This window comes from Roseobacter sp. EG26 (genome assembly GCF_049830555.1).
GTDB lineage: Bacteria > Pseudomonadota > Alphaproteobacteria > Rhodobacterales > Rhodobacteraceae > Roseobacter.
Map to the genome: position 1 here is coordinate 112877 of NZ_JBNBLH010000002.1, position 22997 is coordinate 135873.

23 protein-coding genes are annotated in these 22997 nt (G+C 57.4%); 9 read left to right on the forward strand and 14 right to left on the reverse strand.

The features are described from left to right. Nucleotides 1–243: 243 nt before the first annotated feature. Together cysK and ACOTTU_RS06150 are read right to left on the reverse strand one after the other, a co-directional pair. The gene (cysK, locus tag ACOTTU_RS06145; RefSeq protein WP_425656635.1) at nt 244–1308 is read right to left on the reverse strand and encodes a cysteine synthase A; all 1065 of its coding nucleotides are present in this window, start codon (nt 1306–1308) and stop codon (nt 244–246) included. An 85-nt stretch (nt 1309–1393) separates the two neighbouring features. Then, the gene (locus ACOTTU_RS06150; protein ID WP_425656637.1) at nt 1394–1534 is read right to left on the reverse strand and encodes a hypothetical protein; all 141 of its coding nucleotides are present in this window, start codon (nt 1532–1534) and stop codon (nt 1394–1396) included. Nucleotides 1535–1909: 375 nt separating this feature from the next. Between ACOTTU_RS06150 and ACOTTU_RS06155 the strand changes: the two genes are divergently transcribed. Both ACOTTU_RS06155 and ACOTTU_RS06160 read left to right on the forward strand, forming a co-directional pair. Further along, the gene (locus ACOTTU_RS06155; RefSeq protein WP_425656639.1) at nt 1910–4141 is read left to right on the forward strand and encodes an ATP-binding protein; all 2232 of its coding nucleotides are present in this window, start codon (nt 1910–1912) and stop codon (nt 4139–4141) included. Next, on the forward strand, nt 4138–4851 hold the full coding sequence (locus ACOTTU_RS06160) for a response regulator (RefSeq protein ID WP_425656641.1): 714 nt from the start codon (nt 4138–4140) through the stop codon (nt 4849–4851). Before ACOTTU_RS06155 ends, ACOTTU_RS06160 begins: the two co-directional genes overlap by 4 nt. A gap of 80 nt (nt 4852–4931) precedes the next feature. On the opposite strand, the gene ACOTTU_RS06165 is transcribed toward ACOTTU_RS06160, so the two are convergent. Further along, the gene (locus ACOTTU_RS06165) at nt 4932–5960 is read right to left on the reverse strand and encodes an aldo/keto reductase (RefSeq protein WP_425656643.1); all 1029 of its coding nucleotides are present in this window, start codon (nt 5958–5960) and stop codon (nt 4932–4934) included. A 103-nt stretch (nt 5961–6063) separates the two neighbouring features. Between ACOTTU_RS06165 and ACOTTU_RS06170 the strand changes: the two genes are divergently transcribed. Both ACOTTU_RS06170 and ACOTTU_RS06175 read left to right on the forward strand, forming a co-directional pair. After that, nucleotides 6064–6783, forward strand: coding sequence for an SGNH/GDSL hydrolase family protein (locus ACOTTU_RS06170; RefSeq protein WP_425656645.1), 720 nt, complete (start codon nt 6064–6066; stop codon nt 6781–6783). Nucleotides 6784–6858: 75 nt separating this feature from the next. Further along, on the forward strand, nt 6859–7524 hold the full coding sequence (locus ACOTTU_RS06175; protein WP_425656646.1) for a D-lyxose/D-mannose family sugar isomerase: 666 nt from the start codon (nt 6859–6861) through the stop codon (nt 7522–7524). Nucleotides 7525–7526: 2 nt separating this feature from the next. On the opposite strand, the gene modC is transcribed toward ACOTTU_RS06175, so the two are convergent. The 3 genes from modC to modA are packed head-to-tail and all read right to left on the reverse strand — an operon-like array spanning nt 7527 to nt 10095. Further along, on the reverse strand, nt 7527–8624 hold the full coding sequence (modC, locus tag ACOTTU_RS06180; RefSeq protein WP_425656648.1) for a molybdenum ABC transporter ATP-binding protein: 1098 nt from the start codon (nt 8622–8624) through the stop codon (nt 7527–7529). Continuing rightward, nucleotides 8621–9313 (reverse strand): molybdate ABC transporter permease subunit, encoded by a 693-nt coding sequence (modB, locus tag ACOTTU_RS06185; RefSeq protein ID WP_425656650.1) that lies wholly within the window; start codon nt 9311–9313, stop codon nt 8621–8623. The genes modC and modB overlap by 4 nt, the downstream gene beginning before the upstream one ends. Further along, a complete protein-coding gene (modA, locus tag ACOTTU_RS06190; RefSeq protein ID WP_425656652.1) occupies nt 9310–10095 on the reverse strand; it encodes a molybdate ABC transporter substrate-binding protein in 786 nt (261 codons plus the stop codon). The genes modB and modA overlap by 4 nt, the downstream gene beginning before the upstream one ends. A gap of 246 nt (nt 10096–10341) precedes the next feature. Between modA and ACOTTU_RS06195 the strand changes: the two genes are divergently transcribed. After that, nucleotides 10342–11010 (forward strand): DNA-3-methyladenine glycosylase I, encoded by a 669-nt coding sequence (locus ACOTTU_RS06195; protein ID WP_425656654.1) that lies wholly within the window; start codon nt 10342–10344, stop codon nt 11008–11010. Here ACOTTU_RS06195 and arsJ read toward each other — a convergent pair. The 7 genes from arsJ to ACOTTU_RS06230 form a co-directional block, all read right to left on the reverse strand. Next, on the reverse strand, nt 11007–12266 hold the full coding sequence (arsJ, locus tag ACOTTU_RS06200) for an organoarsenical effux MFS transporter ArsJ (RefSeq protein ID WP_425656656.1): 1260 nt from the start codon (nt 12264–12266) through the stop codon (nt 11007–11009). The two genes, ACOTTU_RS06195 and arsJ, sit on opposite strands and share 4 nt — an antisense overlap. Continuing rightward, nucleotides 12263–13261, reverse strand: a complete 999-nt coding sequence (locus ACOTTU_RS06205; protein WP_425656658.1) for an ArsJ-associated glyceraldehyde-3-phosphate dehydrogenase — start codon at nt 13259–13261, stop codon at nt 12263–12265. The genes arsJ and ACOTTU_RS06205 overlap by 4 nt, the downstream gene beginning before the upstream one ends. Continuing rightward, complete coding sequence (locus ACOTTU_RS06210) at nt 13261–14106, reverse strand: ArsR family transcriptional regulator (protein WP_425656660.1); 846 nt, start codon at nt 14104–14106, stop codon at nt 13261–13263. The genes ACOTTU_RS06205 and ACOTTU_RS06210 overlap by 1 nt, the downstream gene beginning before the upstream one ends. Nucleotides 14107–14216: 110 nt before the next feature. Further along, nucleotides 14217–14648 carry a universal stress protein gene (locus ACOTTU_RS06215; protein WP_298917123.1) on the reverse strand — a complete coding sequence of 144 codons (432 nt, stop codon included), beginning with the start codon at nt 14646–14648 and terminating at the stop codon, nt 14217–14219. Next, nucleotides 14645–17254 (reverse strand): TRAP transporter permease, encoded by a 2610-nt coding sequence (locus ACOTTU_RS06220; RefSeq protein WP_425656662.1) that lies wholly within the window; start codon nt 17252–17254, stop codon nt 14645–14647. The genes ACOTTU_RS06215 and ACOTTU_RS06220 overlap by 4 nt, the downstream gene beginning before the upstream one ends. Nucleotides 17255–17365: 111 nt before the next feature. Beyond that, nucleotides 17366–18334: a TAXI family TRAP transporter solute-binding subunit gene (locus ACOTTU_RS06225; protein WP_425656663.1), complete on the reverse strand. Its 969-nt coding sequence runs from the start codon at nt 18332–18334 to the stop codon at nt 17366–17368. Nucleotides 18335–18368: 34 nt separating this feature from the next. Continuing rightward, nucleotides 18369–19232: a MurR/RpiR family transcriptional regulator gene (locus ACOTTU_RS06230; protein WP_298917132.1), complete on the reverse strand. Its 864-nt coding sequence runs from the start codon at nt 19230–19232 to the stop codon at nt 18369–18371. Between the two features lie 112 nt (nt 19233–19344). On the opposite strand from ACOTTU_RS06230, the gene ACOTTU_RS06235 reads away from it, so the two are divergent. Next, on the forward strand, nt 19345–20661 hold the full coding sequence (locus tag ACOTTU_RS06235; protein WP_425656665.1) for an aspartate aminotransferase family protein: 1317 nt from the start codon (nt 19345–19347) through the stop codon (nt 20659–20661). Nucleotides 20662–20670: 9 nt separating this feature from the next. Here the strand turns inward: ACOTTU_RS06235 and ACOTTU_RS06240 are convergent, their stop codons facing one another. Then, nucleotides 20671–21459, reverse strand: a complete 789-nt coding sequence (locus ACOTTU_RS06240) for a nitroreductase family protein (protein ID WP_425656667.1) — start codon at nt 21457–21459, stop codon at nt 20671–20673. 124 nt (nt 21460–21583) lie between these two features. Here ACOTTU_RS06240 and ACOTTU_RS06245 point away from each other — a divergent pair, with 124 nt between their 5' ends. Genes ACOTTU_RS06245 through sdhC form a run of 3 tightly spaced genes read left to right on the forward strand, consistent with a single transcriptional unit; the run spans nt 21584 to nt 22996 of the window. Continuing rightward, the gene (locus ACOTTU_RS06245) at nt 21584–22312 is read left to right on the forward strand and encodes a succinate dehydrogenase/fumarate reductase iron-sulfur subunit (RefSeq protein WP_425656668.1); all 729 of its coding nucleotides are present in this window, start codon (nt 21584–21586) and stop codon (nt 22310–22312) included. A 4-nt stretch (nt 22313–22316) separates the two neighbouring features. Then, nucleotides 22317–22661, forward strand: a complete 345-nt coding sequence (locus ACOTTU_RS06250; protein WP_425656670.1) for a succinate dehydrogenase — start codon at nt 22317–22319, stop codon at nt 22659–22661. Beyond that, nucleotides 22658–22996 (forward strand): succinate dehydrogenase, cytochrome b556 subunit, encoded by a 339-nt coding sequence (gene sdhC / locus ACOTTU_RS06255; protein ID WP_425656672.1) that lies wholly within the window; start codon nt 22658–22660, stop codon nt 22994–22996. The genes ACOTTU_RS06250 and sdhC overlap by 4 nt, the downstream gene beginning before the upstream one ends. The last annotated feature ends 1 nt before the right edge of the window (nt 22997 follow it).

A 22997-nucleotide genomic window follows, 5' to 3' on the forward strand; every position in this document is an offset into this window, starting at 1 on the left:
TGCTATGGGCAATCGAACCAGATTTATTCGACAGAATTCCAAACCGAAAATTACGCATCACCTCGTAGTCGTCGGATCATCCGGGTGGATTTCAAACGGCTTTGGTACAAGCGCGAAGCCGATCGACAGGGTCATTCCTGCCTTGCACTCGCGACGCTCTGGTAGTGCCCGAGGCAAGGCGCTTGGTATTCAACGCTCCAGTATCTTTCGTTGTGATCAAGGTAGAATGCCCTGATCTGAAACTCACTTTACCGTGGCACCGGCATCAAGCCGGGAACTCGCAGTAGACAACGCCAGGGTTTTCTCATCCTCTGTCATCTCCGTCGGCACGTCCTCAAAGAGCGCTGTGGAAAGATAGCGTTCGCCGGTATCGGGCAGCATTGCCAGAATCTTTGCGTCATGAGGGGCCGTTTTGGCTATTTCGATCGCCGCAGCAAGCGTCGCACCGCCGCTGATACCGCAAAATATTCCTTCTTCACGTGCCAGAGCCTTGGCCATGGCAATGGCCTCGTTGCCTTCGACGGGTTGAATGTGGTCAATATCGCCCGCCTCAAGGGCATCATTGGCAAGTTTGGAAATGAAATCGGGGGTCCAACCCTGCATCATGTGCGGATGAAACCCCGGGTGACTGGCAGCAGGTGTTCCGTCGGCGTTGAAGGGTTGAACTTCACCGCTTGCCAGCAGAGCCGCATTGTCAGGCTCAGCCACCACGATCTTCGTCTCCGGGCTGAGCCGTTTCAAGCCGCGTGCAACACCGTTGATGGTCCCGCCGGTGCCAAAGCCCGAGACCCAGTAGTCCAGCCCGATGTCACGAAAGTCACGGGCAATCTCTTCGGCGGTTGTGGCCTCATGGTAGTCGGCATTGGCCGGGTTCTCGAATTGTCGGGACTGGAACCAACCGTGAGCCTCTGCCAGCTCTCGCGCCTTTTTCACCATGCCTGTTCCTTTTTCCGATGCTGGTGTCAGCACGACCCGAGCACCCAGAAACCGCATCAACTTGCGCCGTTCGACGCTGAAGCTTTCCGCCATGGTTACCACAAGCGGATAGCCTTTTTGAGCGCATACCATGGCCAGTCCGATGCCAGTGTTGCCGCTGGTGGCTTCCACAACGGTTTGACCCGGTTGCAACGTGCCGTCGCGTTCTGCGGCCTCAATCACGCCAATCGCCAGCCTGTCCTTGACCGAGCCCATCGGGTTGAAGGCCTCAAGTTTTACGAAGAGTTCAACGTTTGCAGGGCCAAGTTTGTTGATGCGCACCACCGGTGTGTTGCCGATGGTATCCAGTATCGAGGAATGTATGCGTGTCATGATCGTTCTTTCTTGGGTTGATTTGTGATTGCGACTGCCAAGCCTGGCAAAACCATACACGGATGCCGCCAAAGCGTGGCCTTGTTCAGACAAAGGGTCGTTGGGTGAGGGCCCTGAGTGCGTCAGGTCCTGCGATGGTCACAACGTCATCTGGATTGAGCCCGATGTCTCTGAGCATCTGTGTGTCCAGACGCGTCACATCGTCGGGATCTGCTTGATCCATCATGAATTCGCAGACTTTCTTGAATGGCCTCATTGCAGAAATAAAGATCGCGTGGCGCCTGCCAAAAGAAGCGCGCTTTGGGAAAAGGGTTGTAACAAACATAGTATTTACTCCGGTAGACGATAATGCGTCGGTGTCGTGTCTTAATGTCGATGGGAGCGTTTTGCCGCCGCGATGTTGCAATCAGATTTCTATGCTTGGCTCTTTGTGTTTCATTTGCTCCAAGATGTCGGGATTTAAGGTTGTGCAAAAAAGTTTTACTTTACAAGGATCTGTGAGCATTTATTCACCTTGTGGGTCTCGAGGCGCAGAAACAATTGAAACATTTGAAGGCTGACAGGAAAACCAACTGAAACAAACCGACGTTAGGTTCACAGCATGACGACGGCCACCAATTCAATAGATACCGAAGCATCCCAACCGCTTCGTGCCGCCCTTGAGGCCTTGACTGAAGGCGTCGCCGTCTTCGACCGCAACATGATCCTGGTCGCATGCAATCAGCGTTATGTGGACATGTTTCCGAAAGTTGCCGATATGGTTGTTCCGGGCGTGCATTGGGATGATCTTCTGGCGGCCTGCCTCGAACGAGGCGAGTACCTCGATCAGTTTGATGACAAGCAAGCCTTTTTGAACCGCGCATCGCACCATCGGATCAACTTTGATCGCGACATCATAGCAGAACATTCAGACGGGCGGGCCTATCACGTCCGGTTTCAGCCCACGGATGATGGTGGCTGCGTGGTCATGCGGCGGGATGTGACCGAGCAGCACGCGGCCGAGATGATGGTACATGACCGCGAAACCCTGCTGGCGACAGTGCTCGACACAAGCCCCGTCGCGGTGGTGATGTCCCATCTTGAGGACGGCAAGATCACCTATCGGTCACAAGAGGCGCGCGCGCTTTTTGGAGAGACCAGATTTGCCTATGAGCATCATCCGACGCTGCAGGATTACAAAGACTACATCGATGCCGTGGTCGGCAACGACGATGGGCGCGCAAGCCATGTAACCTGCCAACGCGACGATGGCACGACATTCGAGGCCTCCTCGGTTGGGCGTATCGTGAGCTTTACCGGACAGGATTTTGTGGTGTCAGCCTTCACGGACCTGACCGATCAATTGGAACGCGATGCGCTCATTCGGCAGGTCCTGACGGCATGCCCGGCACCGATCCGCATGGTCAATGTGGAGACCGGGGAGACGATGTTCTGTAGCCCGGAAACAACCGCCTTGTTTGGAGAGGCGAAATCGCTTGAGGACTACTATGTCGATGTGGCGGATCGCCAACGCTACCTGCAACAGATATACGCCCACGGCACGGTCAAGGAATTCAAGGCCCAGTTCTACAATCGCCAGGGAGAGCCATTCTGGTGCGCAGTTTCCGCGCGCCTGATCCGCTACAATGGGCAGGACGCGATTGTTTCACATGCGCGCGACCTGACGGAAGAGCTGAAGATCGAATCCGAATTGAATTCGCAGCGCGAAACGATCTACCAAAATGAAAAAATGTCTGCTTTGGGCGAATTGCTGGCAGGGGTTGCCCATGAGTTGAACAACCCGCTTTCAGTGGTTGTAGGGCATTCGCTTATGTTGCGCGAAGACACAACCGATCCCGATGTGCTGCGTCAGGTCGACAAGATCGGTGGGGCGGCAGAACGGTGTGCCAAAATCGTAAAGACCTTTCTGTCGATGGCGCGGCAACAACCCTCCAGAACCGAAGAGGTTGATGTAAACGAGATTATCGGGATCGCCGTCGATGTGGCACGCTATGGTGATCTGGGGAACGTGTTGGATATCGCCTGTGACCTTTCTCCTGAATTACCGGCATGTCTTGCTGATGCCGATCAGATTACGCAGGTGATTTTGAACCTCATTCTCAATGCCGCTCAGGCGATCCAGACCAGCGGTACCGGTGATCGTGTAGCGGTCAGTACACGGCGCAGCGGCGATGAGGGTGCCATTGTGATTGCGGTAGAGGATAATGGACCGGGCATTCCTGACACGCAGCAATCGAGGGTGTTCGAGCCTTTCTTTACGACCAAGGATGTGGGCGAGGGAACCGGCATCGGATTGACGTTGTGCCACCGCATTGTCCTGTCACACAATGGTCGCATCTGGATAGACAGAACGGTTGAGGGAGGAACACGATTTGTGATCGAACTGCCTGCTCAACAGCAAACGAAATCGGATGGCGCGGCTGTCCCCCAATCCGGTGCGCATTCGCAAAAATCTGCGCGGGTGTTGATTGTGGATGATGAAATCGATGTGGCGGAACTCAACGCCGAGATATTGATCCGCGCCGGATATGAAGTTGATGTTGCAAGCAAAGCGCAGCACGGCATCACGCTGCTGCAACAGACATCCTACGATCTGGTGCTTAGTGATCTTAACATGCCCGAAATCGACGGGCGCGGATTTTTTGATGTCCTCAAAGCAGATTTCCCGCATCTTGTCGGTCGCATCGGCTTTGTGACCGGAGATACCATGGGATCGGCATCACAAACGTTTCTCAAAGAGGCACAAAGCCCCTACCTTGAAAAACCGGCGTCCCCCAGCGAGCTGAGATCTTTCGTCGCCGGTATTCTGCAATCTGCCGGAGCACTCAAATGACAGATCACCGACCCACAATTCTGGTCTGCGACGATGAACCGGATGTGCGCGAGATGCTCGAAGAGTATCTAGAACGGCGCGGTTTCGACGTTATCCTCGCAGAGGACAGCATTGTGCTGCGCGCAAAGATTGCGGATCACGCGGTCGATTTGATCCTCCTCGACATCAACATGCCGGGTGAAGATGGGCTGTCGATCCTACGTAGCCTGCGCCCGGAAAGCGACGTTGCGGTTGTTATGCTGACAGCTGCGGGGGAGGTGATTGACCGTATTGTCGGTCTCGAGATGGGCGCGGATGACTATCTGGCAAAGCCGGTGGACCTGCGAGAACTGGAAGCACGTATCAAGGCTGTGCTGCGTCGCAAGCAAGCGCCTGATGTGCAAAAGGCCGACGGGCAAAGCGGCGTGCGAACGGCCAAATTCGGAACCTTCACGCTCGATTTCGGGGCGGCGAAACTCTTTTCGGAAAGCGGCGAGGATGTGCCGTTGACTGCAATGGAGTTTAGTCTGCTCAAGGTGTTTGCTGACAACAAATCGCGTGTTCTGAATCGCGATCAATTGCTTGAGCAGGCCCATGACCGGTCCTGGGACCCATTTGATCGCAGCATTGATATTCGCATATCGCGTTTGCGCCGGAAGATTGAAGCCAACCCGCAGAAACCGGCCATTATAAGGACCGTGCGGGGCATTGGTTACATCTATGATGGCTGATCAGAACTCGCCTTGCCCGCTTCATGATTGGGTGACACGCCCCCTCTGACGGGTCTGCGGTATCCACCTGTCCCTACAGATCAGGTGGGAGCATCCTCGCGCATCAACCCTTTCGCTTTGAGATCCGACCATAAATCAGAGGGGATTTCCGCTGTTGCGGCCTTCAGGTTCCCCGCCATTTCGGTCACGCCTTGCCCCCCGGGAATGACCGCAACATGCGCGGGGTGCAGCAAGGGGAACTGGAACGCTGCATCAACCATACGTACGCCATGATCCTTGCAAACCGTTTCAATGGCATTGACCCGGTCCATGACATCCTGCGTTGCGGGCTCGTAATTGTAGTAAGCGCCGGGTTTTGCCCCCGTAGCCAGGATGCCAGAGTTATAGGGCCCACCGGTCACGATGCCGATGCCGCGCGCTTCGCAGAGCGGCAGGAAGCTGTCGAGTGCTTTTTGCTCCAGAAGCGTGTATCGACCTGCCAAGAGGAAGAGATCAAAGTCGCCACGTTCCGCGAGGGTCTGGCAAACCTCCCATTCGTTGATCCCGCCGCCGATGGCCTGGATCACCCCCTGATCCCGCAGAGAGATCATCGCATCATATCCGCGCCCGCCAAAGAATTCCTCGATGCGCATGTCCGAGATTTCCTTGGATCCGTGGCTGAAAATACACAGATCGTGAACATAGAGGATGTCGATCCGGTCGACGCCCAACCGGGAGAAGGAGTGTTCGAAAGAGCGCATCACGCCATCGTAGGTGTAATCGTATTGCTCGCGCCGCTGCGGCACTTCGAACCATTTGCCCACGCCCGAGCGATGTTCCGGCGCGCAGGGCTGCATCAGACGTCCGACCTTGCTCGATAGCACGTATGCGTCGCGGGGTTTCCCGCGAAGGAAGGGGTTTAGTCGCGTCTCTGACAATCCCAAACCGTAAAGGGGTGCTGTATCATAATATCTCACGCCCCCCTGCCAGGCCGCGTCCAGGGTTGCCCGTGCGTCCTCGTCGGAGATGGCCTTGTAGAGATTGCCCAGGGGGGCGGTGCCGAAACCAAGCTCCGTGAAGGTCACGCCGCCGTTGTCAATTCGGTCCCAATGCCGCGTTTTCAATGCCATTTTCATTCTCCGTAAGTGCTTGTCGGTCACAGTGCCCGGTTTCTCTTTGCCTGAACACCGAAGAAAACCTAACGTCGAGAAGAAGTGAAGAGAGGAATATGCGGTGACATCAAGTGAAGCGCTTCCCGACCTGTGCGAAGATGATGGTTCAACACGCATGCCCGTGCGTACCGTCTTGTGTTTCGGAGACAGCAACACGCATGGAACAAGAGCGATGCGGTTCATGGGGGACCGCCGACGATTGCCTAAGAATGAACGCTGGCCTTGGGTGATGGCTGCCGCACTGGGCGCGGATTGGGAGGTGATCGCCGAAGGGCATCCGGGTCGCACGGCGGTTTTTGATGACCCGATTGAAGGGGTCCACAAGAACGGTTTGCGTAGCCTGCACGCCCTTTTGGAAAGCCACCGGCCCATCGATCTGGTCGTTGTGATGCTGGGGACCAACGATCTGAAGGCGCGCTTTGGTGCCTCCGCCAACGACATTGCATCCGGTTTGGGACGTCTGGCCCGGGAGATATGCCGTTGCGACAGTGGTCCGGAAGATGGCGCACCGCAGGTGATCCTGGCGGCACCTGTCCCCGTGCAGGAAGTGGGTACTTTTGAACAGGATTTCGCCGGGGCGTCAGGGAAATCGCGCGATTTGGCGACGCATCTTGAACAACGGGCGCGTGATCTGAATGTAGGCTTCGTTGACTTGAGCAAGGTGGCGCAGGTTGATCTGGTGGATGGCATTCATCTGGACGCGGCCGGGCATGCCGCGATCGGCAAAGCCCTGGGCGAGGTCATCAAAGCCATGCAGATCAGACCGCCAGCAGTCAGTTAGCGCTATCTTGAGGTTTTATCTGACATCTGGCATAGCGCAGTTGCTTGCGCATCGGCCATGTGAAGGATCCGCCCAATGAACCGCTCAGACGTCAATGAAATCCTCAAGGCGGGTGATGCTTTCATTCGCAGTTTTGGCCATATTCTGCCGCCCTTTGCCTATTGGGACCCGCAGCGCATGCGTGGTTCTGATGCTGCGGGTTTACGCGCACGCGGACTGGGATGGGACATCACGGATTATGGCGAGGGCCGCTTTGAAGAGATGGGGCTCTTTCTGTTCACAACGCGCAACGGGACGGTCGAAGATCTGGGCGCGGGACGCGGCATGCTCTATGCCGAAAAAATCATGATCAGCCGCGACAAGCAGCTGTCGCCCATGCACCGGCACAACATAAAGGCCGAAGATATCATCAATCGCGGTGGCGGTGATCTGATCATCGAACTTTTCGCGCCGGATGCCGAGGGCAATATCGACCGTGCGGCGGATGTGACGGTGCCTTGTGATGGGGTCGAGAAAACCTTTCAGGCAGGCGCTCACCTGCGTCTGCTGCCGGGCGAAAGCGTGACCCTGATGCCGGGCGTGTGGCATGCCTTCTGGGCGGAAAAGGGCGATTGCCTGATTGGCGAGGTCTCGACTGTGAACGATGATCGCACCGATAACGTCTTTGAAATGCCCATCGGCCGGTTTTCCAGCATAACCGAGGATGAAGCGCCAGTGCATCTGCTGGTGTCGGATTACTGAATTCATCGCGGCGATGGAGCATCACCAATCGCATCTCTGGGCACGGAGACGGCCTTGATGACGGCAAAGACTGTCTGGCCCGGTTTGAGGGCCAGAGCATCGGCTGACCGGCGGGTGATGCGCGCGAGCAGCAGGGATGTGCCAAAGCTCAGCTGCACCATGACGCCGGGTCCACTTCCCAGACGCAATTCCTTTATCTCAACCTCAAGGACATTGAGGGCGGAAATCCCATTTGGCCGGGACGTCGCCACCATGACATCCTGCGCACCGATCCACACGCGTAGCTTGGTGCCAATGGGGTGATCAACCCGGGGCACGAGCAATTGGGTACCTTCCGTCGCCAAAGCGCTCAATCCGTCCGAATGGTGCGATTTCACCACGGCCTCGATCATGGCACCGGTGGCGCGGACCCCAAGCGGTGCCACGGATAAGTCGCTCAGAACATCGGCGGCTGGGCCTTGCCGTGTGACACGACCCTTTTCGAGCGCCACCACCGAGGTGGCAATACGGGCAACTTCGGTTGCCGCATGGCTGACATAAAGGATGGGGATTTTGGTTTCGTCGCGCAACCGCTCGAAATAGGGCAGGATGTCTGATTTGCGTGCGTCATCAAGCGATGACAATGGCTCATCCGCAAGGATAAGCTTGGGGTTCGCCAGAAGCGCTCGACCAATGGCGACCCTTTGTTTTTCCCCGCCTGAAAGTGCTGCGGGTCGTCGTTTCAGCAAATCTTCAATACCCAACATCTCGATAATCTGGTCGAAGCTACCGCGCGGTTCGGTGCCGGGCGCAAACCACCGTCCATAAAGAAGGTTCTGGCGCACGGAGAGATGTGGAAACAGGCGCGCATCCTGAAACACATACCCCAGTCGCCGTTTATGCGGGGGGAGCCAGAGGTCGTTTTCGATATCGAAAAGCACCAGATCATCGGCAGCAACACGGCCGCCATCTGGCTTCAGGAGACCAGCGACGGCATTGACAATGGTGGTCTTGCCCGCGCCCGAGCGTCCGAAAAGCACGGTGATGCCGGGGGGGGCTTCAAAGGTTACGTCAAGGTCGAACCCGCTGAGCTTATGTTGCACAGAGACGGCGAGCGTCATGCACCCAATCTCCTCTTTGCGCGTCGCGCCAGCCATTCGGAGAGTAACAAGGCGGACATGGCAATAATCACGCTGACGATCACGAGACGCCAGACAGAGGTTTCGCCGCCCGGTACCTGCAAAAAGGCGTAGATTGCGGAGGGGATGGTTTGGGTCTGGCCGGGGATGTTGGACACGAATGTGATGGTCGCGCCGAATTCACCCATGGCCTTGGCAAACGCAAGAATTGCGCCTGCAAGAATGCCGGGCAGGATCAAGGGCAGTGTCACGGTCAAAAACACCCAAACGCCTGAGGCGCCAAGCGTCGATGCGGCCTGTTCCAGCTTGGGGTCAACGGCTTCGATGGAGAGGCGTATGGCGCGGACCATCAAGGGAAAGGCCATGATGGCGGCGGCCAGAGCGGCCCCCGTCCAGCGAAAGGCAAAGACCACGCCCAGGGATTGAAGCATACCGCCAATGGGTGCTTGCGTTCCGAAGGTCGTCAACAGCAGGTATCCGGTGACCACCGGGGGCAGGATCAGCGGCAGGTGAACAATGCCGTTGAGCAACTGCTTTCCCATAAATTCTCGGCGCGCCAGAACATAGGCCACCCAAAGCCCCAGTGGCAGACTGCACAAGGTGGCCCAAAAGGACACTTTGAGCGACAAGGCGACGGCACGCCATTCGTCGGGGCCAAGCCAGTCTGTCATGATGCTTCGTCAATCAGGGAAAATCCCTGATGTTCAAAGACCCTATGCGCCACATCGCTGGTCAGATAATCCGCAAACGTCTGGGCCGCCCTGGTTACACGTCCCCTCAGCAAGGCCATTGGATAGACGATCTTTGGGTGACTTGCGGCGGGGAAGGTCGCGACAACCTGCACGCGCGGCTCCGCGATGGCATCGGAGCGATAGACGATGCCGAACGGCGCCTCTTCCAAAGCCACAAGGGCCAGAGCGGCGCGCGCGTTGTCGGTTTGAATGAGTTGCGGTTTGAGGGCCTCCCAAACCCCTAAATGGGTCAGGGCCGCCTTGGCATAGATGCCGGCCGGAACCGCATCCGCCAGAGCAATCGCGATGCGCGCTTCTGCCAAACCCGCGCGCAGTGAAACCTTGTCCAGTTCGATTGCGACATTTCCGTTGTGTCCTATCAGCACAAGCGCGTTGCCCAGAAGGTCTTTGCGATTGCCCGGTTCAAGCGCACCTCGATCTTCAACCCAATCCATCCAGTCACTGCTGGCAGATAAAAAGAGATCGGCCGGTGCGCCTTGCGAAATCTGGCGCGCCAACACCGGGGTTCCCGCGAAGGCAAGGGTGACTTCATGGCCTGTTTCTGTTTCGAAATCTGCCGCGATTTCATCCAGAGCCGTCTTCAGACTGGCGGCAGCAAAGACGGTTATCTGATCCGCCCGAACCGTACCAGTGACCGGGAACCACAGAACCAGTGCCAGCATAAATGCGGGGCGGACGTGCCGTGAAATGCCTTGCAACATGCAATCGAATTCCGTTTTTGGTCAGATTGTGCTTTAAACGTATCGCCTTGCCGGCGCGGTCATGCAAGCGCCTTTGGTTTCTCGCCGGTCCAGACCCGGGGCACATTCCGCAGTAACGATGGCACTAAGTGTCCAGTGATTTGGATTTAGGGGGCGCAATTTTTGCACAAGTGGTTGTGAGCTATTGACCGTTTCGCACAGAAACCGGGCCGGATAGACTGTGATTTCGCAAGAAGGGAGGAAAACATGCGGAGCCTGGATGATATTCTGGCAATCAGCGTCAAGCGCAAAGGATCGGTAGAGGCCATTTTCGAGGGGTTCGAGCCGTCGAAATCAGGCGCGGCGCTTGCTGAAATTCCCGATGACCGGTGGCTTGCGGCGATGACCCGCGCCATTTTCAACGCCGGGTTCAACTGGAAAGTTGTCGAGAGCATGTGGCCCGGATTTGAAACGGCGTTCAAAGGCTTCGACCCCGGAGCCTGTTCGATGATGGACGACCATTGGTTTGATGCGTTGATCGCGAACAAAGCCATTGTGCGACACGGCCCGAAAATACAGGCGGTTCAGGAAAACGCGGTTTTCGTGCGTGCTCAATCCGATGCTGCGGGCGGATTTGGAGCTTTCATTGCCGGGTGGGATGCGGACGCCTACGCTGATTTGCTGGCGCATCTGAAGTCACATGGCACGCGCCTCGGCGGCGCAACGGGGCAGTATTTCCTGCGCGCCATGGGTGTGGATGGCTATATACTGTCGCGCGATGTGGTCGCACGCCTGATTGCCGAAGGGGTAATTGACAAGGCACCGACGTCCAAAGGCGCCATGAAAGCGGTGCAGGCTGCGTTTTCAGACTGGCACGCGTCTTCCGGTCGGTCACTCAAGGAAATCAGCCGCATATTGGCGACAAGCACGGGTTAGGTGGTTTGCATCTGTGCGCCACGCAGTCGGGCAACCCCAAATGCGCTTAACATCAAAAGTGCGGCTGCGGTGCCCAGACAAAGCGGCAGGCCGCCCAGCTGGTAACTCAGGCCCGATAGCACGGTCCCGAGCAAACGACCGGCGGCATTGGCCATGTAGTAGAACCCCACATCCATGGTGACACGCTCGCCTGTGCTGAAGGCCAAAATCAGATACGAATGCAGCGCTGAATTGATCGCGAAGATGCCACCAAAAACCAGCAGGCCTACGACCAGACATATGGTGAGCCAGGGGGCAGGGCCATTGGTTGCAAAAACGATGGCCGCCAAAAGCGCGGGCACGAATACCAGCATGGTTGCCCAGCGTTGCGCGCTTGCGATCATGTCTTTCTCATCGCGCGCTTTTGCATTCAGCAATCGGGGTGCGGAGGCTTGCACGCCGCCATAAAGGATGACCCACAAGGCCATGAAGCTGCCGATTGTGAAAAATGCTGCGCGGTTACCCGCCTCTGATCCGTCCGATAAGACGGAATAGAAATAGATCGGAATGCCCACGACAAACCAGACATCGCGGGCGGCAAAAAGGAACACGCGGGCAAAGCTCAGCCAGTTGATGTTGCGGTTCTTGGAAAAAACATCCTTGAATTTCGCGTCCTTGCGCCCGGTGGGCAGGCCGCGCGGCATCAGAGACATGACAAGAACAAGGATGACGGTCAGCACAGCGGCCATGCTCAGAACGGCGGCAGACAGCCCAATCCATCCCAGAAGCACGGCGCCCAGAAGAAAACCCAAACCCTTCACCGCATTCTTGGAGCCGGTCAGTACGGTGACCCAGCGAAACAGCCCACCTTGCTCCGCCGGTGCGAGTAGCTTGACGGCGGATTTCGCGCTCATCTTGGCCAGATCCTTGGCGACGCCCGAAGCGCCCTGAACGGCCATGACAAAGATGACAGAGGCACCCACCGCCCAGCCCGGATCAAGCTGCGCCAGTGCCAGCAGGGCGGCGATCTGCAATGCCAGACCGGCATAGAGCGTTGAGGTTAGTCCAAAGCGGGCAGCGATCCATCCTGCCGTGAGGTTCGTCACAACTCCTGCTATCTCGTAGAGGACAAAGAGATAGGCCAGTTCAACGGGTGAAAATCCCAAGGTATGAAAATGCAACAAGACCAGCATGCGCAAAGCGCCATCGGTGAGCATAAACGCCCAATAGGCGGCCGTAACGGCAACATATGCCGATCCTGCCCGGTCCGGTGTCACAGGCTGTTGCCAACCATGAAGGCCACGTCAACCAGGCGGTTGGCATACCCCCATTCGTTATCATACCAGACGTAAACCTTGAGTTGTGTGCCGTTGACGACCATGGTCGAAGGCCCATCAACGATGCCGGAGCGCGGATCATTGGTGTAATCGGTGCTCACCAGCGGTCTGGTCTCATATCCAAGAATACCCTTTAGCGGCCCTTCGGCGGCGGCTTGGAAAAGAGAATTGACCTTTTCAACGGTCGTTGCGCATTCCAGTTCAAACACACAATCCGTCAGCGAGGCATTCAACAGCGGCACACGTACGGCGTGGCCATTCAACCGCCCCTTGAGGTCGGGGTAAATCAGAGTGATCGCCGTGGCACTGCCGGTGGTCGTGGGGATCAGGGAGTTCAAGGCCGACCGTGCCCGGCGCAAATCTTTTGCAGGCCGGTCAACGATGGTTTGCGTGTTGGTCACATCGTGGATCGTGGTGATCGAGCCGTGTTTGATGCCAAGGTTTTCATGCACGACCTTCACCACGGGGGCGATGCAATTGGTGGTGCAACTCGCAGCAGTGACAATGTCGTGCTGGTTTGGATCATAGGCGTGGTTGTTCACGCCATAGACGATATTGGCGGTGGGGCCATCCTTGACCGGTGCGGACACCACAACCTTTTTGACCCCGGCAGCAAAGTAAGGGGCCAGTGCTGCTTCGGTCTTGAAGACGCCGGTGCAGTCGATGACCACATCCACGCCATCCATCGGCAGTTGGCTCAGGTTGGTCTCGGCATGCGCAGGCAGCCGGGTGCCGTCGATGGTGAGGCTGTCTGCATCCGATGAAAACGCCGCTGGCCAGCGCCCGTGCACAGAGTCGAACTCCAGCAGATGGGCATGCATCGCCGGATCGCCCACCGCGTCATTGATCCAGGCAATTTCTGCACCACGTTCTAGCAGCGGACGCAGGGCAAGTTTGCCAATACGGCCCAGTCCATTGAGGGCGTAAACGGTCATCAAGCGGTTCCTTCCAGGTGATCTGCGCCGATGTCGTCAACGGCGGCTTGCAACGATATGCGATTGTGGGTTTGGAGCGGCAGGGCGGCAAAGGCCTTGATGCGGTTGTTCATGGCGCCATAGGTCTGTTGAAAAGCCAGCCTGCGTTCGGCAAGGCTGCCGGTCGCTTTTACGGGGTCGGGCAGACCCCAGTGCCCGCTGATGGGTTGGCCTTCCCAGGCAGGGCAGTCCTCATTGGCCGCGCGATTGCAGACCGTGAAGACGAAATCCATTTTCGGCGCTTCCGGGCTTTGAAATTCAGAAATGTGTTTGGCGCGTAAGTTGGAGGTGTCGTGCCCCTTTGAGGTCAGCATCTCAATCGCGAGAGGGTTGAGTTCCGAGCCGGGTTTTGTGCCGGCGGAATAGGCATTGAACCGCGATCCTTCCAAATCGCGCAGAATCGCTTCCGCGAAGATGGACCGTGCTGAGTTGCCCGTGCAGATGAACAGAACGTTATAGGTGGTGTCCGCCATGGTCTTCGCTCCTTTGAGGCCAGAGAAGAGGGAGGGGGGGCAAAGCTCCGGACGGCCGCGACAGCAATCCGTGAACAGGAATCCTATCAATTCACCGGCAGCCTCAATGCGCGCGCGATAACGCAACGATGTGCCCACACGGTGCTGAACAATCAGCCCGGAATCGTTGAGAGCGGAGAGATAAACAGAGGTGGTGGAGGCTTTCAGCATCAGGGCATCGGCGATTTCCCCGGCTGGCACCTCATCCGGATAGCGACGCATCAGCAACCGAAAGACCGCCAGTCTCTGAGGGTGGCTCAACATCGACAGGCGATTCAGTGATTCTTTTTCCATATTTCATGAATATATGAAATACAGATTTGCGCCAGCGATTTTTGACCCCAAAGTGAAAATCGGCGCGTCCTTTTCAGAGCGCGCCGAAGGGAGTTCAAAATGGTCGCGGGTTACCGAACCACGTGAACGCTGCACGAGGAGTGCCGCACCACGCGCGCGGCGTTTGGACCCAGCAAGTAGTCTTTGAAATCAGGCTTATGCGCGCCGATCACAATCAACCCGCACCCGGTTTCACCTGCGACCTTGAGGATTTCCTCATAGGCATTTCCGGTGGCCACGACATGGCGCACCATCGCGTCCGCGTCGGACCCAAGGCTTGCGGTGATTTCATCGCTTAGCAGCTGCCGCGCTTCGGCGACCACCTTCTCATGGTGATCGCTTTCAAAGTAGGTGCTGACGATGCTCTGGCCAAAATCCGGAACAACGGTGACCACGTCAAGCGAGGCACCATCCAGATCGGCGAGACGCTTGGCGATCTTCAATACATCGGCATCGCGGCCTTTGTGGCTGACGTCGATGGCGCACAAAACGGGACGGCTCATGCGGTCACTCCTTCTTCTTCCTTACCTGCACGACCACGCTGCAATAGAACGACAAGGCCCAACAGCAACAGCGCTGGGATGAAGATCAACTCCTTGGGCATCTGATCGGCAGGGGCCTTGACCGCCTTGATGGTCACGAAGGTGTCTGCGTAGAAATCATAGCTCTGGAATGTTTCCGCGAAAGGTGTCCCAAAGAGCGGTTCCTCCAGCGCAACTTCATCTCCCTCCGCGACGGTCAGGAGCCCGTAGGCGTCCATGCGTGTGCCCTCGGCTTCCTCGCCAATCGGCACCAGCAATGTGGTTTCCTTGGTCTCGCCGGTGTCGAAATCAGGCCCGCTGACGACGACCCTGAACTCGCGTCCGACAGGTGCCGCCTCGACCCGTTCAGCAAAGGCCGCCGGTTCGATATCCTGGAATGGAGGCGACAGGCGATCCATGAAGAAATCCGGACGGAAGAGCATGAAGGCAATGAAGATCAACGCGATGCTTTCATAGATGCGGTTGCGCGTCAGGAAATAGCCCATGGTGCCTGCGGTGAAGACCAGAATGGCGATGGTGGCCGTGATGAACACCAAGATGCCCTGCGCCCATCCCACGTCGATCAACAACAGGTCGGTGTTGAAGATGAAGACGAAGGGCAGGGCCACGGTGCGCAAGCTGTAGAAGAAGGCCACGAAGCCTGTGCGGATGGCATCCCCGCCGGAAACAGCCGCCGCCGCGAAACTGGCAAGCCCCACGGGTGGTGTCACATCCGCCATGATCCCGAAGTAGAACACAAAGAGGTGCACGGCGATCAGCGGCACAATCAGCCCTGATTGCGCGCCCAGTTCGACAACCACCCCTGCCATCAGCGAGGAGACCACGATGTAATTCGCCGTGGTCGGCAGACCCATGCCGAGGATGAGGCTGAGAAGCCCCACCATGATCAGCATCAGGATCAGATTGCCGCCCGACAGGAATTCCACCAGATCGGCCATCACCTGACCCACACCCGTCAGCGTCACCGTACCCACGATCACACCAGCGGTTGCCGTAGCAAGGCCAATGCCGATCATGTTGCGCGCGCCGTCGATGAGGCCTTGCAGCAGGTCGGCAACGCCGCCCTTGAAGGCATTCGCCATTTCGCTTTCGCCCCGGAACATCGCTTTGAGAGGTTTCTGTGTGAGCAGGATCACGAACAGCAGCGACGTGGCCCAGAAGGCCGAAAGACCCGGCGACTTCTGCTCGATCATCAGGAAGTAGACCAGCACGATGATCGGCAGCAGGTAGTAGAGACCCGCCTTGTAGATCTCGCCCACAACCGGCAGTTCGATCTCTTCGGCATTGGGATCATCCGGCTGCAGATCAGGCACTTTTGCGGCGAAAAAGAGCAGGAACACATAGGCCAGAAAGACCAGCCCCGAGAGCAGCAGGCCAGAATTTGGCAGCAGCGATGTCACCCATTTCACCGGGTATTGCACCCCGTAGCAAAGTGCCGCGAAACCCACGAAGAAGGCTGCCATACCGCCGATGGTCTTGCCCATCGACACTACGCGGTTGCCCAGCGTCGGCATGTTGTTCTTCACCGCTTCGAGGTGCACGATATAGACCAGCGCGATGTAGGAAATCGTCGCGGGCAGGAAGGCGTGGGTGATCACCTCGACGTAGGAGATGCCTACATATTCCACCATCAGGAAGGCCGCGGCCCCCATGACGGGTGGCATGATCTGCCCGTTCACCGAAGAGGCCACCTCGACCGCGCCGCCTTTTTCGGCGGAAAAGCCCACGCGTTTCATCAGCGGGATTGTGAAGGTGCCGGTTGTGACCACGTTGGCGATGGAGGAGCCGGAGATCAGGCCGGTTGCGGCGGAGCCCACCACAGCCGCCTTGGCCGGGCCGCCCTTGAGGTGGCCAAGCGCGCCAAAGGCCATCTTGATGAAATAGTTGCCCGCGCCCGCCTTATCGAGCAGGGCGCCAAAGAGCACGAAGAGGAAGACGAATTTCGTCGAAACACCCAATGCGATGCCGAAGACGCCTTCGGAGGTGATCCACATATGGCTCATGGCTTTTTGCAGGCTGGCACCTTTCCAGCGGATCACATCCGGAACCGCCTGAGACGAGCCAAAGAAGACGTAGAGCAGGAAGATCGTGGCGATGATCGCCATGGCCGGTCCCAATGCGCGGCGCGCGCCCTCAAAGAGGATGACCAGCCCGATCAGCGCGAACCATTTGTCCACATCATCGGCGAGCCCGCCGGAATTCACGATCTTGTCGTAGAAAATATAGCCGTACATCGCGATGAATGCGCCCGCGATGGCCAGTATCCAATCGTGTATGGGGATGTAATGGCGGGGGCTGGATTTCAGCATCGGATACGCCATGAAGGCCAGAAATATCGAAAACGCCAGATGGATTTGCCGCGAATTGTTGATCACGGAGCCCGGCAGAAGCTGGTTGGACAGCGGCGAGGCCAGCATGACCTGAAACAGCGACCAGATGATGGCCGTTATGGCCAGGAATGTCCCCACGGCACCGGCCGGGGCTCGCGCTCCGGCATCAGAGGAGGATACAAGATCCTGTAGTTCTTCTTCGGATAGCGCACGGCCACCGCTGGAGTTATCTGACATTCGACTGTCTCCCTGAGATGCCGCTGTTTACGGCTTTTGTTCTGAGAATTTGCCCTTTTTTGCGGGCGACAGAGGGCAGCGTGCTGCCCTCTGCAGTGTCAGGAGAGTGGATTACTCAATCCAGCCTTTTTCCTTGTAGTACTTCGCGGCACCGGGGTGCAGCGGTGCGGAAAGGCCCGCAGTTGCCATTTCCTCTGCCGTCAGGTTTGCAAAGGCAGGGTGCAGTTTTTTGAAATCGTCAAAGTTGTCAAAGACCGCAGCGACAACCGCATAGACCGCTTCTTCCGATACGCTGGCCGAGGTTACGAAGGTTGCACCCACACCAAATGTGGTGACGTCCTCATCCGACCCGCGATACATACCACCGGGGATCTTCGCAGTCCGGTAGTAGGAGTTTTCGCCGATCAGTTTGTCGATTTCAGCACCGGACACTTCGACCAGAACGGAATCGCAGGCCGTGGTGGCTTCCTGAATGGACCCTGACGGGTGGCCGACAGTGTAGATCATCACGTCGATCTGGTTGTCGCAAAGTGCTGCTGACTGCTCTGCGGCTTTCAACTCAGCGGCCAGAGCCAGATCGCCCGTTGTCCAGCCCATTGCGGCCAGAACGACCTCTGTGGTGCCGCGTGCACCGGAACCGGGGTTGCCGATGTTCACACGTTTGCCCTTGATGTCGGCGAGGGTTTTCACCCCGGCGTCAGCGCGTGCCACAACGGTGAAGGGTTCAGGGTGGATGGAGAACACCGCGCGGAGGTCTTCAAACGCGCCCTGATCTTCGAATTTTGAGGTGCCGTTGTATGCGTGGTACTGCCAGTCCGACTGGGCCACACCGAATTCCAGCTCGCCTTCGCGGATTGTGTTGATGTTGTAGACCGAACCACCGGTTGATTCCACGGAGCAGCGGATGCCGTGCTCCTTGCGGCCCTTGTTCACCAGGCGGCAGATGGCCCCGCCGGTTGGATAGTAAACCCCTGTGACGCCCCCGGTCCCGATGGTAATAAAATCCTCCGCCATTGCGGCGGGTGCCGCCAGCATTGCCAGTGCCGCACCTGCGGCCGTCATTTTTAATCCGTTGAACATTGTTGTCTCCCTTTTTTGGATTATTGGTCGTAGATTAGCCGTCTAGTATCTCTTGTAAACGGCGGTTGCTTGTTTCCACCTCCGCAATGCGATTTCTGGACGCTTCGCCTCCGATTTGGGCGAGCATCCCGATCAGGGTTTCCACAAAAAACAGCGTTGCGGTGTAGGATGAAAAGAAATGCGGGGATTTGGCGGGAATGATAAAGCGCGCGGAGGCGTGTTTAAGCGCCGGGCAGGCATGGGTATCGGTGATGACGACGACATGCGCGCCGTTGGCACGTGCCAGCTCCGCAGCCCTGACCGGCCGGGGGGAGTATGGCGTCTGGGTGATCAGCACCAAAACGTCATTGGCGTCCAACCCTGCCAGACCCGCCCCCAGAGACGATCCCATCCGGCCAGCGAGGCTCCAATTGTCGAACAAGAGGCTGGCCATGTAATTGAGATGTTCCGCAACACCGGTGGAACTTAACGCGCCGAATACCAGAACGTTTCGCGCTTTGTGCAATTTGCCGACGGTGTTCTTGAACTCGGTGCCCTCCAACCCATCCGCCAGGGTCTGAATGTTGCCGGTACAGGCGTTGGCAAAGCCCGCGACGAAATCCTCATTGCCCTCTCTTTGCAGATGGGTCAGTTGCCGGGTGCGCTGTGACGCGCCGTTCACGCGGCGGTCAATGGACGTGCGGATATCACCTCTGAGCGACCCAAAATCCGCATACCCAAGGGCGCGGGCGAGGCGGGAAAACGAGGCGGGCGCAATTTTGCTTTGCTCGGCGACGGAGCGCAGAGAGCGGGTAGCGACATCAATCTGGTTCTCGATAAGATAGTCGGCGGCTTGTTTCAGCCTGCCGCTTAAGTCTTCGTAGTTCGCAGATATTCTGATATCGAGTGGCTCAGCCACGCACGTTCCCCAACCGTTGCGATTCCTCCTTGGAGGATTCATTTGTTTCATAGTGTTGTCAACAATGACTCCGTATGTTTCATAAATGGCAGATGAAAGAGGGAGATTTCGAATGTCACATGTATTCGCCCGGCACTCTACGGCCAAAGTTCGACGAGCGTCTATAGGTAAAGGCGCGTACATCTATGATGCTGATGGCAAAGAATATTTTGATGGATCAGGGGGGGCGGCGGTGTCGTGCCTGGGGCATGGCGATCCTGACGTGATCGCTGCAATTCAGGAACAGGTCGCCCAGCTCGCATATGCTCACACCAGTTTCTTCACCTCTGATCCTGCGGAAGAGCTTGCCGACAGGTTGATCGCGAAAGCGCCGGGTGATCTGGAAAAGGTCTATTTTGTTTCAGGTGGGTCCGAAGCGGTTGAGGCTGCGCTGAAACTGGCGCGTCAGTATTTTGTGGAAATCGGCCAGCCGGGTCGCCGTCATTTCATCGCGCGACGTCAGAGTTATCATGGCAATACTCTGGGCGCTCTGGCCACGGGGGGCAATGTCTGGCGCAAGCAGGCATTTGCGCCGATTATGGTCGAGACGTCGCTGATCTCCCCTTGCTATACGTATCGCGGTCAGCAGGACGGTGAGAGCGCCTTTGATTATGGCCAGCGGGTTGCCAACGAGTTGGAGGCCGAATTGCTGCGCCTCGGCCCGGAAACCGTGATCGGCTTTGTTGCGGAACCGGTCGTCGGGGCCACTCTGGGCGCGGTGCCGCCGGTTGAAGGATATTTCAAGCGCGTTCGCGAGATTTGCGACCAATACGGCATTTTGCTGATCCTTGATGAGGTCATGTGCGGCATGGGCCGAACGGGCAGTCTTTTTGCCCATGAACAGGAGGGGATCACCGCAGATATCGTCACCATCGCAAAAGGTCTGGGGGCGGGGTATCAACCCATCGGCGCCATGATGTGCACGGCGCAAATTCATCAGGCCATCGCGGATGGGACCGGGTTTTTCCAGCACGGTCACACCTATATCGGCCATCCGACGGCCTGTGCGGCCGGCAATGCGGTGGTCAAAAAGCTGACCGGTGGTTTGGTGGATCAATGCGCCGCCATGGGCGTGAAATTGCAGGATGCTTTGCAGGCGGAATTCGGGCAACACCCGAACATCGGTGACATCCGGGGCCGGGGCTTGTTTCTGGGGCTGGAAATCGTGGCCGACCGTGGCTCGAAGGCGCCCTTTGCGCCCAGCGACGGGGTGAACAAGAAGGTCAAGCAAACGGCGATGTCGAACGGTTTGGCCTGCTACCCGATGGGCGGCACCATGGATGGTCAAAACGGTGATCACGTGCTGCTCGCGCCGCCATTCATCATGGAAGACAAACACGTAGACGAGATCGTTGGGAAGTTGAAAAAGACTTTTGATGAAGTGCTTTAGGAGGCTTCTTTAATCCAGATTGAAGCCGATTTTTCGCATGAAAGCGGCGAAATCCTGGCGTTGCGGTTCCGCATACATTCTGGCCTTGGCGTCTGACCAACCCGGACCTTCGGAACCGGCCAGCCTGCGCGCATCATAGGCCAGCACCTGTTCTTTCGATGTGTCGGCAAAGCTGTTGTGATGCACCGTCGCTTCCAATGGCAGACGGGCGCTGACGCGGGGCTCATACCGGGGATAGCCAACGGCGAGGCCCGCAACGGGGAAAACATGATTGGGCAGTTGCAGCAGGTCTTTGACCTCTGGCAGATGGTTGCGGATCGTGCTGATCGGGCAGCAGCCCAAACCTGCGTTTTCCGCGGCGGCCATGAAAAAAGCCAGCGCGATACCGGCGTCGAGGCTCGCGTTGAAAAACGCGTCCAGATGGTCGTTGGGAAAGGGTTGATCATGCCACGTCTGAATTTGCCTTTGGCGTCTGTTGTTGGCCAGAAATACCACCATTGCAGGCGCATCCGCGATCCACTCCTGCGCTTTCAGAAGCGTTTTGAGTTCCGTCATCATGGTCTGATCGGAAACGATCAGCAGGTCGCGTTGCTGCAAATCGCTTTTTGATGGCGCGCAAAGAGCTGCGGCGCAGAGCGTTTCCAACACGTCCTGCGTTGGCACTTTGCCATCAAACCATCGACACGACCCCCGCGCTGCTATGCGCTTGAGCACAGAGGCCTCTGCCATTTCTGAAGGCACATCCGGAGCCGAGCCAAACCGGTCCCGAAAAAGCGATTTGAGTGTGGGATCAGACATGAAAGGGAGTCATATTTATGTAAGTTGATCTTACAAAAACCATAAGAACATATTCCTTCTCGTTAGCAATTCTGGCAGATATATCATACGGGCACCACCGCAATGAACAAGTCAGGAACGCCGGGTGACCGCTCAGAACGACACGCTTGAAGTTTCCGTCTGGCGCGGGTCAGGCGTGGCCGGGCAGTTTGAGATATTCGAAGTTCCGGCGAAGGACAATCAGACAATCCTCGATGTGGTTTCCTGGATACAGCACTATGCGGATGCGACGCTGACCTACCGCTTTGCCTGTCGCGTGGGCATGTGTGGCTCCTGCGCCATGATGGTTAACGGGCGGCCACGTTGGACCTGCCGGACCCATGTGAAAAAAGTGCTGAACGGTGGCAAGGTCGAGATCGGCCCGTTGCGAAACCTGCCGGTTATCAAGGATTTAGCGGTTGATATGGACCCGTTCTTCGACAAATGGGTTGCTGCCGGGGGGGCTCACACGCCCAGTGCCAGCCGTGCGGATCCGATACCGGCCATTGATCCCGGTGATCACAACAGACAAGTGGCCAGCGCGGGGATTGAATGCATCAATTGCTCGGTCTGCTATGCGGCCTGTGACACGGTGGCGGGCAATCCTGATTACCTTGGCCCTGCGGCGCTGCAACGGGCCTGGACACTTTACAACGATGCCAAACACGAAGACCGCACGGATATTCTGGCGTCGGTGTCTGGCACCGGCGGCTGCCACAATTGCCATTCCATGGGCAGTTGCACGGTTTTTTGCCCCAATGATCTGGATCCGATGTCGGCAATTGCCGGCCTGAAACGCGAAACGGCGCGGAATTTTCTGCGGAGGCGCAAGTAAACCGATGCTTGATCTGCGCCTTTATATGCTGCAACGGATCACCGCGATGATCATGGCCCCGCTGACGCTAGGCCATATCGCTGTGATGATCTACGCCGTGCAGGGCGGCTTGTCGGCGGCGGAGATTTTGGGGCGGACGCAGGGTTCGGTCTTTTGGTTTTTGTTTTACGGCAGTTTTGTTCTGGCGGTCGCCATTCATGCGGCCATCGGATTGCGGGTCATCCTGCACGAAACCTTCGGGTTGACCGGCGGCAGGCTTGCCGCTTTGATCTGGGGCGTTGGCCTGCTGCTGTTTGTCATGGGGTCAAAGGCCCTGATCGCCGTGACCTGGCCGGTAGGCCTGCCATGAGGGTGGCACGCGCGCATCCTTTGTGGCTGGCCTATGTGCTGCACCGCGTGTCCGGGCTGGCGCTGGCGCTTTTCCTGCCGCTGCATTTCTGGATCTTGTCGCTGGCCCTGACCCGGCCCGAACGTCTGGACGCTTTTCTGAATTTTGCGGATCAGCCATTGGTGAAACTGGCGGAGTTCGGGCTGATTTTCCTGCTGGCCGTGCACATCTTTGGTGGCTTGCGGTTGATGGCGATGGAATGGCTGCCCTGGTCCGCGCCTCAGAAAACCCTTGCGGCCGCGGCCCTGGGGGTCGCATTTCTGATTTCGAGCATGTTTTTCCTACAGGTGGTATGAG